The following is a 13010-nucleotide window of genomic DNA, read 5'->3' as shown; positions in this document are numbered from 1 at the left end:
CAACCTTTAATCGTAATTTTACGATTATAAAATCTAACCATGGGACAATCCAAGACAGCCCAATTTGCAGAAGAAGAAATCCTGATCGCCCGCTTTGCCAAAGCTTTGGGACATCCGGCACGCATTGCTATCTTGCGTGTATTGCTGGAGCGCAAAGCCTGCATTTGTGGTGACATCGTGGATGAGCTTCCCCTGTCGCAGTCTACGGTGTCGCAGCACCTGAAAGAACTGAAAGAAGCAGGCCTGATTCAGGGGGACATTGACGGCAAAAAAGTATGCTACTGCATCAACGAACAGGTATGGAAACAGGCACAGGAAACGCTGGGCTTCTTGTTTCAAAGCTATACCTCCTGCGATAGTAGTTGCTGCTAAAAAAATTTAACTGAATTGATCGTAATTTACCGATAAATTAAGAAAAACAGAAAGATGAACAAGGCAGAAGAACTCAAGAAAATAGTGCGCGACAAGTATAGCGAGATCGCGTTGCAGAGCAAAGAGCAGAACGAAGCCTCCTGTTGCGGGGCTACCGGCTGTGGAACTGTTGACTATGCCATATTTGCAGATAACTACACTGAACTGGAAGGTTACAACCCGGATGCAGACCTTGGTTTGGGCTGCGGCGTACCTACCGAGTTTGCCCAGATCAGGAAAGGTGATACAGTTGTGGACCTGGGCTCCGGCGCCGGTAACGATTGCTTTGTGGCCCGTGCGCTGGCAGGTGAAAGCGGCAAGGTGATTGGCGTGGATATGACGGAGGCCATGATCGCCAAAGCCCGCGAAAATGCCGAAAAGTTAAGCTTCAATAACGTGGAATTTCGCCAGGGTGAGATCGAAGACCTCCCGATTGCAGCGAATCGTGCTGATGTGGTGATCAGTAACTGTGTGCTCAACCTAGTGCCGGACAAGCGTAAAGCTTTTGCCGAAACTTTCCGCGTGCTAAAACCGGGCGGACACTTCAGTATTTCGGATGTGGTGCTGGTAGGCGAACTGCCGGAGGGCATTGTGCAGGCCAGCGAGATGTACGCCGGCTGCGTGTCAGGCGCGATCCAGAAAGACGTCTATCTGCAGATCATCCGGGACCTTGGTTTTGAAAACATTACTGTGCAGAAAGAGAAGGCGATTCATGTGCCGGACGAAATTCTGCAGGAATACCTGGATGCCCCAGGTATAAAGGCTTTCAGAGAGAGCAGCACCGGTATCTACAGCATCACGGTATACGGAAGCAAACCAATCGAAAATCTGGCCTGTTGCGCGCCGGGTAGCGGCTGCTGCTAGAGCCATTACAATTTCAGCTCAGCAGGGGCGGCACGCATTATTTGCATAGCCGCCCCTGCTGGTTTAAACACAAATAAGAATTGTATACGTAAGCGCTACTATACCTGTAAAGTACAGGTATAGAACGTTCATCGCATGGCAACAGAAAAATATACCGTACCGGCACAGACCCGCATTGGGCACGTGCACCTGAAAGTAGCCGACCTGGATCGTGCGCTGGCTTTTTACCGCGACCTGCTGGGCTTTGAACTAGTGATGATGTACGGTCCGGAGGCAGCATTTGTCTCAGCGGGCGGCTATCACCATCACATCGGGCTGAACACCTGGTACAGCAAAGGAGGCACCCCGCCCCCGCCACGCAGCACCGGCCTCTTCCATACCGCCATCCTCTACCCTAGCCGTAAAGACCTGGCTGCTATCCTGAAGCGTATCAGAGAGGCCAACTATCGTCTCGACGGTGCATCCGATCACGGCGTTTCGGAAGCGCTATACCTATCGGACCCAGACGGCAATGGCGTTGAGCTGTACTGGGACCGGCCACGGGAAAACTGGCCGCGCGATGAGGAAGGCAACACGACCATGTATACCCAGCCGCTCGACCTGCAGGACCTGCTAAACGAATTGGAAAAATAAGTTTTCCTGACGAAGGATTCTATACCTTCAATACAAAGAACTTCCGGTAAAGACGACGTAGTAGCGGATCACATAAAATAAATATACCTTTGACAGCTAGCTTATTGTCGGGTAGTCAGGCCCAAACCCAAAAAACCACCCCATGCCCCACATCACCCTTATTTCTTCGAGTGTGCGCACCGGCCGCAAGAGTCACCGCGTAGCGCTATACCTGCAAAAGTATCTCGAAGCGCACCAATTGGCCACAACCGAAATCGTGGATCTAAAGGCTTATGACTTTCCTTTGTTTCATGAGCGCTACAGTCGGCTGGAGGAGCCCACGGCGGCCATGCAGGATTTCCGGGAAAAGATTGTGAAAGCAGATGGTGTTGTTATTGTGACACCGGAGTATAACGGCGGCTATCCGGCTAGTCTCAAAAACGTGGTGGACCTGCTCTACGACGAGTGGCACCGCAAGCCAGTGGCTATCTCAACTGTTTCAGGAGGAGCATTTGGTGGTACACAGGTCATCACGTCGCTGCAATTCTCGCTCTGGAAAATGCGCGCCTGGACCGTGCCCGCCATGTTTCCCGTACCCAAGGTGCAGGACAACTACGACGAAGAAGGCGACGCCGCTGACAAAGAAGCCACCGACAAACGAGCCAACCACTTCCTGCGCGAACTGCTCTGGTGCGTGGAGGCGAAGAAGAAAATGGACGAATCAACTGACAAGCCCTGATATCTGGTGCTAAATACCTGGGCCATCCGCTGTCATTCCGACCAGCGGGAGAACTCTGCGGTATACCCATTAGAGAAACAGATTTCACCTTTCGTCGGAATGACAGAGAAGACTTTGACAATAAACTAGAACTGCATAAGGGCTCCTCTGCTATACCTGTAGTTGAGCACGATCAGGTATAGGCCTTAGCCTTCCAGTTCTACATAATCGGCACTGCGCGGCAGCTCCATGAAATGCTGCGCCAGTTCCTCCGGCAGTGCTGCCAGCTTTCTTTTCAAAACATCAATCCAGGCACCTTCCACTTTAATCACGGCCGCTTTTACACCATTGGCTTTGTAGATCTCGTGCTGGAGTGCCCAGCGCGAGCCGTCTTTGCGCCCCGCAGTCAGTTCTGTCAGGATAGTGATTTTCTCATTTATGCCAATCTCCCGCAGGTAAGTAGTTTCCTCTTTAAACAAAATTGGGCCGAGGTGCAGGCGCTGGAAAGTTTTGAGATCCAGTCCGAGTTCGTCAAGCGCTTCGATACGGGCCTGGGCCGCAAAATCAGCATAGGCAGAATGGCGCATGTGCATGTTCGCATCCAGGTGCGACCACATTACTTTTCCGGTGTAGGTATGGGGCATGTTTTATTGGATCAGTGTGATAACGATAATAGGATCGCAAAGTTAAGCCTTGCTGGTATAACATAGGTTGTTTTTTACTAAAATCCTGTTGTGATAGTGTTTCAACAGGTATATAATTGTACTTTAATCTTTACATTTACAGCACCATACGATTTTCCACTTTTGCCTATGAGAACAACTTTACTTTTACTAACTTTTCTGTTTTTTTCTATATCGACTGCACTCTCTCAGGATTATAAGCTTGGTTCCGTAATTGGAAACACTGTTTCCTTTCCCTACGATATCGCTTTAGGGCCAGACAATAAATTATACCTTGCTGATAATTATAGCACACGTGTTTTCAACCTCTCCGGCACAATGCTGAATGAGTACCATCTGACTGGCCGGTATCATGACACTAACTCGCACATGGCAACCAGCCTGGACAGCGAAGGAAATATGTACACGATCAGTTTTGGCAGCCGCATCCATAAGATCAGTCCTGACAACGAGATACTGCTCAGCTTTGGAGAAGAGGGCAGCCTACCTGGCCAATTAAATAATCCAACTTCCTTAGTCGTAGCTAAAGATGGCACGATCATCGTAGCGGACACTGAAAACCATCGTATTCAAAAATTCGATCAGCAAGGAAATTTGCTTTCCGTGATCGGTAGTTTTGGAGAACTGCCCGGTCAATTTAACATGCCTGGCGGCCTTGCCCTCGATAAGGAAGAAAATCTGTACGTAACTGATCCTTATAATGCTCGCATTCAGATATTTGATAAGTCCGGCAATTACCTCAGTGATTTCGGTAGTGGCTGGGCAATTTATCCTGATGATATCGCCTTGGATGCGGAAGGGTATGTCTATATAACCGAGCTTTCTTCTCACCAGGTTATCAAGTTAGATACTACCGGGTATTGGCATATGAACTTCGGGTCAAAAGGAACCGGGAACGGTCAGTTTACCGGCTCCAGATTGAGCCTGACGCTAGACAAGGAAGGCAATATCTATGTAGCCGACAGGGATAATGATAGCCGTGTTCAAAAGTTTTCCCCGGAAGGCGAATTCCTATTAGACTTTGGAAATTTTAGAAGCAATAGCGCCGATAAACTATACCCATACGCCATCAAATCTGACCAGGTCGGCAATTACTTTGTTGCATTCAGCAATAGTATCATCCAGAAGTATGACCCGGAAGGCAACCTATTGTTCTCGTTTGGAGGCAAGGGCTCTGGCAATGGAAAGTTTACAAGCCAAATTACAAGTATGGAACTTGACCAGGCGGGCAACCTTTATGTCCTTTCGAAAGATATTGCAGGAAGCGTTCAAAAGTTTACTCCAAACGGTGTGTTTATCTCCAGGTTTGCGCCTGCTTCCGGTACAGGCACAGGGAGCCCTACAGCTTTAGCAAATCCTATGTATCTTAAAATGGATCCTCAGGGTAATGTCTATGTTTCTGATGAAATTTATCTGTACCAGTACAGTCCTGAGGGACGTTTTATAAAAAGGCAATCATACATCAACAACGAAACTGGCGCACCTATTAGCTTTAAGGAAGGGGTATTTAACAGCCGGCTTAAATTCAGTATTGATAAAGAGGGGGCCCTATACATTTTATTTATCCGGAAGTCCAAGAAATTTACGCTTACTGGTGAGTTCTTGGGGGATTTTCTCCCTCCAAACGCTTACCCGAATGGATTTACAGCCTTTGATATGGATTTTGACGGGCAAAACAACATGTATCTTTCTGAATGGGGACACATTTATAAATACGACGCCCTAACAAAAGCCTTGGTTGCGAGTTCAAGAAACTACTCCTATATCTTTCACATTCTCCAAAATTCTTTTTCGGTAAACAAATCAGGTTCCCGTATCATCGTTCTAAGCCCAAACAATACGGTGGCGAGCTTTACGAATAATGAGCCAATTACCTTGCCTGAAACGAATAATATAACTGGTATTGTATTTAACGACAGGAACAGTAACTGCATTTTCGACGAAGACGACAGCCCGCTTCCTGGAATTTTAGTGGAAGCCACTCCTGGCCCATACTATTCGATTTCAGACCAGAATGGCTACTATACTTTACCTGTTGGCGCCGGAAAATATCATGTAAAAGAAATTTTGCCTGCAGAGCAAGCATCTAGAAATATTACGGCCTGCCAGGCCGATGCCCAACAAGTGAGCTTTGCATCCCTTGGGCAAACCCAAATGCTACACCTTGGCAACCGCGTCACCCTCACCCCTTACCTCTCCGTCAGCGTTTCTTCAGACCATCGTCGTCGCTGCTTTGAAAGCACCACAACCGTTAAGTATACTAACTCCGGGTTCGCTCCTGCCGAAGACGCCAAGGTATACCTGCAGCTGCCCAAGGAGGTAGAGCTGCTCTCAGCCGATAAGCCTTACACCCGCCTGCCGGACGGCACGTACGAATTTTCTATTGGCGATCTCGCAGCCGGCCAAAGCAGCACTATCACCATTCAGGACATCGTGACCTGCGGCGACGAATCGGTGCGCGGCCTCACCGTCTGCACCCGTGCCTGGATCACGCCCTCCAATAACAAGCCTGCGAAGCCAACACCGACGGTTTCTATCACCGGCCGCTGCAACGCCGAGACAGGTATGATCCGCTTCGTGGTGCGTAATACCGGCACTGCTGACATGGATGCACCGCAGCTATTCCGCAAGTATGCCGACGGTCTGCTGGCTTCGCAGGAGCAGTTCCGGCTGGCCTCCGGTGACAGCTTGGTACTCTGGGTGCCCTCCATGGGCTATACCTGGCGACTGGAGACAAAACAGCCCGCCGGCAACGGCGACAACACGGCTGTTAGCGTCACCATCGAGGGTTGTCCGGGCGATGAGGCTAGCTCCGTGAGCACTGGCAAGGTGAACCTGCTGCCCACAGATGATGAAGAGTCGGAGAAGGCTATGGAATGCATGCTGATCACCGATTCCTATGACCCGAACGACAAGCTGGTGACACCGGTAGGCCGCACAGAAGAGCACTACACCCCAACTGGCTCCGCCCTCAAGTACAAAATACGCTTCCAGAATACAGGTACCGCCGTAGCCTACCGCATCGTGGTGGTGGACACCCTCTCCGAGCAGTTGGATTTGAGCACACTGCAAGTAGGTGCTACCTCCCACCCGGGCCGTCTGGAAGTAAGCGGCAAAGGCCGTCCCGTCCTCACCTGGACCTTCGACAACATCATGCTGCCTGACTCTACCGCTGATGAGCCTGGCAGTCACGGTTATATCCAGTTCAGCATTAAGCCAAAAGCCGACCTGCCGGAAAAGGCGCTGGTGGAGAACTTTGCCGATATCTTCTTTGATTTCAACTCCCCGATCCGCACCAACGTCACCCAAAACCGCATTTACGACATGCCGCCGGTGATCAACGAAAGCGTGCGGGTGAATTTGGAGGATGTGCTGGCCACGCCAGGTATAGCGGGCTTTTCCCCGGCTGCTGGCAAGCAGGGAGCTGAGATCATCATCAGCGGACAGCGATTTGCTTCTACGCCGGCTGACAATAAGGTATACCTGAACGGCAAGGCGGCCACCGTGGTAAGCGCCTCAACCACCGAGCTGAAAGTGATCGTTCCAAAAGGGGCCTTCACAGACAAAATCAAGGTCATTACACCTGACGGGGGTGTGACCTCCACGGATAAATTCCAGGTATACCAGCCCCCGCTGCTGAGCTCTTTTAGTCCGCTGGAAGGTAGGGTGGGCCAAACAGTAACGCTTACGGGCGAGCACCTGCAGACCGATTTGATCGAGAATATAAAACTCGGCAGCCTTACCTGCGAGATCTTAAGCCATACCGGCAGCACCCTAACAGTGCGCGTGCCGGCAGATGCCACGACAGGTATATTCCAGATCAGTACCAAGGGTGGCGAGGCCCTGAGCAGTTCAGCCTATACCGTGTGGTATACTCCGGTTATCACGGGCCAGAGCAAGCAGACCGACATAGTGGGCGCGAGCATCACCATCACCGGCGAGAATTTTGCCACAGACAAATCACGCAACCAGGTATACTTCGGTACAGTGCAGGCCGGGGTAATGGAGGCTGGTCCCCAGCAGCTCGTGGTGCGTGTGCCGGAGCAGGCCGAGTCAGGTTTTATATTAGTGGAAACACCCGGCGGAAAGACGCTCTCTGTGAGTACGTTCGAAGTGATTCCGGGTCCGAAATTCACGGCCATGCAGCCTGCCAAAGGCGCGGTGGGCACCGTAGTGGAGATCACAGGTGAACACTTCGGCGTCATGGGACAGCAAGATATAATCACATTTAACGGGCAGGAGGCATTGGTACTGGAGAGCGCTGAGAACAGGTATAAGGTACGTGTGCCGCGTGGGGCCAGCACCGGCAAAGTGACCATAACCGGCTATGGCGGCCTGGCAAAGAGTTCTTCCGACTTTGTGATAGAGGAACTGGGGCCGGCCGAAGCGATCACCGTCTACCCGAATCCGAACAATGGTCAATTTACTGTTAGCCTGCGCCATGCCGATTTCGATGTGCATAGGTTGGAGGTATACGATGCGCCTGGCAAGCGCCTGTACCAGACGCACATCACCGGACCGAGACCGGAAGCTGTGGAGATTAACCTGCCGACTGCAAAAGCCGGTCTGTACTTCCTGCAGATTCAGACAGAACGGGGAATGATCACCAAAAAATTGACTGTCTTATAAGCTTGAAACCTATATAATTGTAAACAGCAAAGTCGTTTTGTCCTGCGACAGAGCGGCTTTGCTGCTTAAGTACAGGTATACCTGCAGAAATCAGTGACCTTATTTTAAGGAGGATAAATTATGATGAGTCGTTGATTGCTTTCTGCTACTTGCAGTTCCTGAAATTTATTTGCAAATTATAGCATAAAGCTTTACACTGAGGTGTCGTGTTTAACGCCTTCCACCCTGGAGCCATATACCTGTTTCGAACCACTTACCTATTCCCATGGAAATCATTCACGACGAAGAAGACACCCGGTTTTATATTACGCTTGAAGGCGGTGAGGCCGAGCTCACCTATACCATCACCAATAACGGCCACATGGACTTTGACCATACCTATGTACCTGAGCAACACCGTGGCCAGGGTATAGCCGACAGACTGGTTAAAGAAGGACTGGAGCACGCCGTGGCTTGCAAATGCCAGATTGTACCTTCCTGCCCAGTGGTGGAAGCTTTTGTAAAGCGCCACAAAGAATACGACCACATCGTGCGCTGGGAGTAGCTTATACCTGCTGCTCTTTTTTTAGTGGCCGGAGCATTAACCACAGTACCAAACCAACCGGCCACACCATGAGTAAAACCATCAGCGCCACCAGCCAGGGAGACTTTCCCCGGCGCCGGGCATCATGAAAGGCCCAGATCACGCTCCACACAACGAACACCAACAGCACCATACCTGTCAGGATACCGATCAGACCAAGCCCCGTGAAGAACGATGAAAAGCTGCGCTCCATACCTATCTTTATGAGCTATTTATAACGCAGCCACAAAGGTGTGGTTGAGTTTACAAGTATACTTAAAAGATGATTTGTCCATCCTTGCTTGTGGCTAGATACCGGAAGGACGTTAGATGCTTCTCCTACATTCCCGGTAAAAGCTGCCCCCCTTCTGGCACAGGAATAATTCCTGTGTCTTTTTTATAATGACGGGTAAGTGAGCCGGCTAAACCATACCCTCCCCAGAATTTCCCGTACATGAGTCATTAAAACACGACCGGCCCGAGGCCGATTTGCAGACCAAACCAACAGACTATGAAAGACGCGCAGCAAAAATACCTGTGGTGGCAGGAAGGAGTTATTTACCAGATCTATCCACGCTCTTACAAGGACAGTAACTGCGATGGCGTGGGTGACCTGCAGGGCATCATCCAACGACTCGACCACATCAAAACACTAGGTATAAAGGCGATCTGGATCTCTCCTATCTTCTCCTCTCCCATGGCCGATTTTGGCTACGACATTTCCGATTACTGCGACATTCATCCGCTGTTTGGCACCATGGCCGATTTTGATAAACTGCTGCAGGCCGTGCACGACCGGGGCATGAAGCTGATCCTGGACCTGGTGCCCAACCATACCTCCGACGAGCACCCCTGGTTTAAAGAATCGGGCTCATCCAAAGACAGTCCGAAGCGGGACTGGTACATCTGGAAAGATGCCCATGAAGACGGCTCCGAGCCAAATAACTGGCTCAGCGTGTTCGGCGGCAGCGCCTGGGAGTGGGACGAAAACACGCAACAGTATTATTACCACGCTTTCCTGAAAGAGCAGCCCGACCTGAACTGGCGCAACCCGGAGGTGCAAAAGGCCATGCTGGATGTGATGCGCTTCTGGCTCGACAAAGGCGTAGACGGTTTCAGGGTAGACGTGATGTGGCACATGATCAAAGACGACCAGCTGCGTGATAATCCCGTTAATCCGAATTACAAACCGCACCAGGCCACTTACGAAAAACTGATTCCGGCCTACTCCACCGACCAGCCTGAGGTACACGATATTGTGCACAAAATGCGCCAGGTACTCGACAACTACGACGAACGCATGATGATCGGCGAGATATACCTGCCTATCCACAAACTGATGACGTATTACGGCTCGGACAAGAACGGGGCGCACCTGCCTTTCAACTTTCTGCTGCTCTCCATTGACTGGGATGCCTCGGAGATTTCCTCTAACATAAATCAATACGAAGGTGCTTTGCCAGATGGCGGCTGGCCGAACTGGGTGCTGGGCAACCATGATCAGCCCCGGATCACGAGTCGGGTGGGCAAGGCGCAGGCCAGGGTGGCGGCCATGCTGTTGCTCACGCTGCGCGGAACACCTACCATCTATTATGGCGATGAGATCGGGATGCGCGACGTGCCTATACCTCCGGACGAAATTCAGGATCCGCAGGGGCTCAACATGCCCGGCCTTAACCTGAGCCGTGACCCGCAACGCACCCCCATGCAGTGGGACAAAAGCGAATACGCAGGCTTCAGCCAAAGCAAACCCTGGTTGCGACTGCCCGAAGACTATCGCCGTGTAAATGTGAAAGCGCAGCAGGAAGACGAATTCTCGATCTACGCACTTTACAAACGCCTGATCAAACTGCGTCAGGAAGAGCCGGCCCTGCACATCGGGGACTACAGACCTGTGGTAGCGAATGGTCCGCTTTTGGCCTACCTACGCTATACCCCGGATCAACGCTTTCTGATTCTGCTCAACCTGAGCCACAGACCCTGTCATTTTGCGCCAGAGCATTTCAGTTTCGAGGGTACCATCGTAATCGACACACTGCCGGAACGTGAAGGCGGAGTGGTTGGCAAGCACGTCAGCCTGAGCGGGGACGAAGGGATGATCATCCGGCTAAATCAAGCCTAAGTCAGGTATAGCAGACTGCCTGAACCAACTGTGGACGCCTTGAAATAAAATCTTATACCTACAGCTGAAGCTATGAAAAAAGCGGGTGCCTTTTACCTGGGCAATGGCAGGTGTCGCTTCACAGTGTGGGCTCCTGAGAAGAAGCAGATGGTGCTGCACCTGATATACCCTGAGGAGCGCAAACTACAAATGCAGTCAGATAGCGAAGGTTTCTATACCCTGGAAGTTGAGACTACTTACCCCGGCACCCGCTACTTTTATATGCCCGACGGAGAGCAGGATTATCCTGACCCTGCCTCCTTTCACCAGCCTGATGGCGTACACGAATCGTCCGCAGTAATCGACCATGCCGCCTATACCTGGCAGGACGGCAGCTGGCGCGGTCTCCCCTTTCAGGACCTTGTTCTGTACGAACTGCATGTCGGTACCTTCACACCCGAAGGCACTTTTGCGGCTATCATTCCGCGTCTGGAAGAACTGGTCGAGACAGGTTTAAATGCCATTGAGTTGATGCCGGTGGCCGCTTTTCCGGGCCATCGCAACTGGGGTTACGACGGCGTATACCCGTACGCTGTACAAAACTCTTACGGTGGTCCGGAGGGCCTGAAACTTCTGGTCAATGCCTGCCACGCCAGAGGAATCGCTGTTTTTCTGGATGTGGTGTATAACCATTTGGGGCCGGAAGGAAATTACCTGTCACAGTTCGGGCCTTATTTTACAGATCAGTACAACTCGCCCTGGGGAGATGCCATTAATTTTGACGGAGCCTGGTCGGATGGGGTGCGAGCCTATATCTCGGATAACCCACTTTATTGGTTTGAGCACTATCACCTGGACGGATTGCGCTTCGACGCCATTCATGCCGTGATCGACAACGGAGCAGTACACATCTGGGAACTGATCCACCGGAAAGTAAGAAAACTGGAACAGCGCCTGGGCCGCCGGCTATACCTGACAGCCGAAAGTGACTACAACAGTCCACGAGTTGTCAAGAACCCGGAAGTTGGCGGCTACGGCTTCGAAGCACAATGGCTTGATGATTTTCACCATGCCCTGTATGTGCTGCTCGACAGTAAAGGACAGGAACGTTATGTTGATTTCGGAAAGATGGAACAACTGGCCAAGGCCTATAACGATGGTTTCGTGCACAGCGGCGAGTACGTTAGTTTCCGGAAAAGACGGCATGGTGCCTCCTCTGCAGGTATAGCCGGCGATCAGTTCATCGTATTTAACCTCAATCACGATCAGGCGGGCAACCGGGCCAAAGGAGAACGACTTTCGGTGCTGATAAATACTGACAGGCTGAAACTGGCCGCCGCTGCCCTACTACTATCACCTTACGTGCCCTTACTTTTCATGGGTGAAGAGTACGCAGAGGAAAGTCCTTTCTTCTATTTCGTGAGCCATTCAGACAAAGAGCTGATACACGCTGTGCGCGAAGGCCGAAGAAAAGAGTTCGCCAGTTACAAATGGGAAGTGCAACCGCCCGATCCGCAGGCAGAGGAGACCTTTGAGAATTCAAAATTAAGCTGGGAAAAGCGACGGGAAGGCAAAAACCGGCTGCTGCTGGACTGGCACCGCACACTCATAAGCCTGCGACGCTCACATCCTGTACTGCAGGAGTTCAGCAAAAACTGCACACGGGCACACGTAATGGGTTCTCAGGGACTGCTGCTGCACCGCCAAACCGAAGACGGCCTGCAGCACCTTATTTGTCTCTTCAACTTCTCCGAAACCTCCCTGCCCTGTCCCTTACCCGATTGGTCTCCTGACTGGCAGCTCATACTTGACTCTACAGCGACCGAATGGCAGGTCCGGAAAAAGAACCGCAAAGAGGTTATACCTGGGAAAGCAAAGGCAAACCACTCGTTGCAACTGCCCCCACTGACTGTGCTGGTTTATGAAGGCAGGCTGGAGTTGTGATAAATGAAAAAGTATAAAGAAATTGAACATGCAGCAAATGTCAACTGAACTACGCCATTTGTTTGATCGGGAACTGGAAAGGCTCTCAAACGAGATTCTGGCATTCGAAGAGGAGGAAAACTTATGGAAAACGAAAGGGCAAATAAGTAATTCTGCCGGAAACCTCTGCCTGCACCTGGTGGGGAATCTTAATACCTATATCGGAGCTATACTGGGCCAGAGTGGCTATGTCCGGAACCGGGATGCAGAATTTAACCTCCGGAATATTGCCAGGAAGGAATTGCTTGAAAAAATTGCCGAGGTAAAGCGCATTGTCTCCCATACATTCGGGCGCCTCACCGAAAACGAACTACAGGAAACCTATCCGCAGCAGGTGCTTGGTTATGAAATGACCGTCAGCTTTTTCATGATACACCTTTACGGTCATTTAAACTATCACCTCGGCCAAATCAACTATTTGAGACGCATGCTGGAATAAGGAGCAAA

Annotated in this window: 11 protein-coding genes; 9 read left to right on the top strand and 2 right to left on the bottom strand. The window is 51.0% G+C overall.

Annotated elements, in window-relative coordinates:
• The first annotated feature begins 39 nt into the window (after positions 1–39).
• The 4 genes from K3G39_RS01190 (at position 40) to K3G39_RS01175 (ending at position 2626) form a co-directional block, all read left to right on the top strand.
• Entirely contained in the window at positions 40–372 is a 333-nt protein-coding gene (locus tag K3G39_RS01190; protein ID WP_220624331.1) for a helix-turn-helix transcriptional regulator, read from the top strand.
• A 54-nt stretch (positions 373–426) separates the two neighbouring features.
• Positions 427–1275 carry an arsenite methyltransferase gene (locus K3G39_RS01185; RefSeq protein WP_220624330.1) on the top strand — a complete coding sequence of 283 codons (849 nt, stop codon included), beginning with the start codon at positions 427–429 and terminating at the stop codon, positions 1273–1275.
• A 135-nt stretch (positions 1276–1410) separates the two neighbouring features.
• Positions 1411–1908, top strand: coding sequence for a VOC family protein (locus tag K3G39_RS01180; protein WP_220624329.1), 498 nt, complete (start codon positions 1411–1413; stop codon positions 1906–1908).
• Between the two features lie 142 nt (positions 1909–2050).
• Positions 2051–2626, top strand: a complete 576-nt coding sequence (locus tag K3G39_RS01175; protein WP_220624328.1) for an NADPH-dependent FMN reductase — start codon at positions 2051–2053, stop codon at positions 2624–2626.
• 185 nt (positions 2627–2811) lie between these two features.
• Here the strand turns inward: K3G39_RS01175 and K3G39_RS01170 are convergent, their stop codons facing one another.
• A complete protein-coding gene (locus K3G39_RS01170; protein ID WP_220624327.1) occupies positions 2812–3249 on the bottom strand; it encodes a thioesterase family protein in 438 nt (145 codons plus the stop codon).
• 408 nt (positions 3250–3657) lie between these two features.
• Between K3G39_RS01170 and K3G39_RS01165 the strand changes: the two genes are divergently transcribed.
• Together K3G39_RS01165 and K3G39_RS01160 are read left to right on the top strand one after the other, a co-directional pair.
• Positions 3658–7917 carry an IPT/TIG domain-containing protein gene (locus tag K3G39_RS01165; protein WP_220624326.1) on the top strand — a complete coding sequence of 1420 codons (4260 nt, stop codon included), beginning with the start codon at positions 3658–3660 and terminating at the stop codon, positions 7915–7917.
• A gap of 265 nt (positions 7918–8182) precedes the next feature.
• The gene (locus K3G39_RS01160) at positions 8183–8461 is read left to right on the top strand and encodes a GNAT family N-acetyltransferase (protein ID WP_220624325.1); all 279 of its coding nucleotides are present in this window, start codon (positions 8183–8185) and stop codon (positions 8459–8461) included.
• Position 8462: 1 nt separating this feature from the next.
• On the opposite strand, the gene K3G39_RS01155 is transcribed toward K3G39_RS01160, so the two are convergent.
• Positions 8463–8693, bottom strand: a complete 231-nt coding sequence (locus K3G39_RS01155; RefSeq protein ID WP_220624324.1) for a hypothetical protein — start codon at positions 8691–8693, stop codon at positions 8463–8465.
• A 297-nt stretch (positions 8694–8990) separates the two neighbouring features.
• Here K3G39_RS01155 and K3G39_RS01150 point away from each other — a divergent pair, with 297 nt between their 5' ends.
• From K3G39_RS01150 to K3G39_RS01140, 3 genes are all read left to right on the top strand, one after another.
• Positions 8991–10601, top strand: a complete 1611-nt coding sequence (locus K3G39_RS01150; protein WP_220624323.1) for an alpha-amylase family glycosyl hydrolase — start codon at positions 8991–8993, stop codon at positions 10599–10601.
• 72 nt (positions 10602–10673) lie between these two features.
• Positions 10674–12524, top strand: a complete 1851-nt coding sequence (gene treZ, locus K3G39_RS01145) for a malto-oligosyltrehalose trehalohydrolase (RefSeq protein ID WP_220624322.1) — start codon at positions 10674–10676, stop codon at positions 12522–12524.
• A gap of 37 nt (positions 12525–12561) precedes the next feature.
• Positions 12562–13002 (top strand): DinB family protein, encoded by a 441-nt coding sequence (locus K3G39_RS01140; protein ID WP_220624321.1) that lies wholly within the window; start codon positions 12562–12564, stop codon positions 13000–13002.
• Positions 13003–13010: the final 8 nt, after the last annotated feature.

This window comes from Pontibacter sp. HSC-14F20 (assembly GCF_019599265.1).
In the GTDB taxonomy this organism is placed as follows: Bacteria; Bacteroidota; Bacteroidia; order Cytophagales; family Hymenobacteraceae; genus Pontibacter.
This window is presented reverse-complemented; position numbering and strand designations above follow the sequence as displayed.

Coding starts and splice junctions, on each gene's coding strand:
- treZ (WP_220624322.1), top strand. CDS start 10,674: ATGAAAAAAGCGGGTGCCTTTTACCTGGGCAATGGCAGGTGTCGCTTC.
- K3G39_RS01170 (WP_220624327.1), bottom strand. CDS start 3,249: ATGCCCCATACCTACACCGGAAAAGTAATGTGGTCGCACCTGGATGCG.
- K3G39_RS01160 (WP_220624325.1), top strand. CDS start 8,183: ATGGAAATCATTCACGACGAAGAAGACACCCGGTTTTATATTACGCTT.
- K3G39_RS01155 (WP_220624324.1), bottom strand. CDS start 8,693: ATGGAGCGCAGCTTTTCATCGTTCTTCACGGGGCTTGGTCTGATCGGT.
- K3G39_RS01185 (WP_220624330.1), top strand. CDS start 427: ATGAACAAGGCAGAAGAACTCAAGAAAATAGTGCGCGACAAGTATAGC.
- K3G39_RS01175 (WP_220624328.1), top strand. CDS start 2,051: ATGCCCCACATCACCCTTATTTCTTCGAGTGTGCGCACCGGCCGCAAG.
- K3G39_RS01180 (WP_220624329.1), top strand. CDS start 1,411: ATGGCAACAGAAAAATATACCGTACCGGCACAGACCCGCATTGGGCAC.
- K3G39_RS01150 (WP_220624323.1), top strand. CDS start 8,991: ATGAAAGACGCGCAGCAAAAATACCTGTGGTGGCAGGAAGGAGTTATT.
- K3G39_RS01190 (WP_220624331.1), top strand. CDS start 40: ATGGGACAATCCAAGACAGCCCAATTTGCAGAAGAAGAAATCCTGATC.
- K3G39_RS01165 (WP_220624326.1), top strand. CDS start 3,658: ATGGCAACCAGCCTGGACAGCGAAGGAAATATGTACACGATCAGTTTT.
- K3G39_RS01140 (WP_220624321.1), top strand. CDS start 12,562: ATGTCAACTGAACTACGCCATTTGTTTGATCGGGAACTGGAAAGGCTC.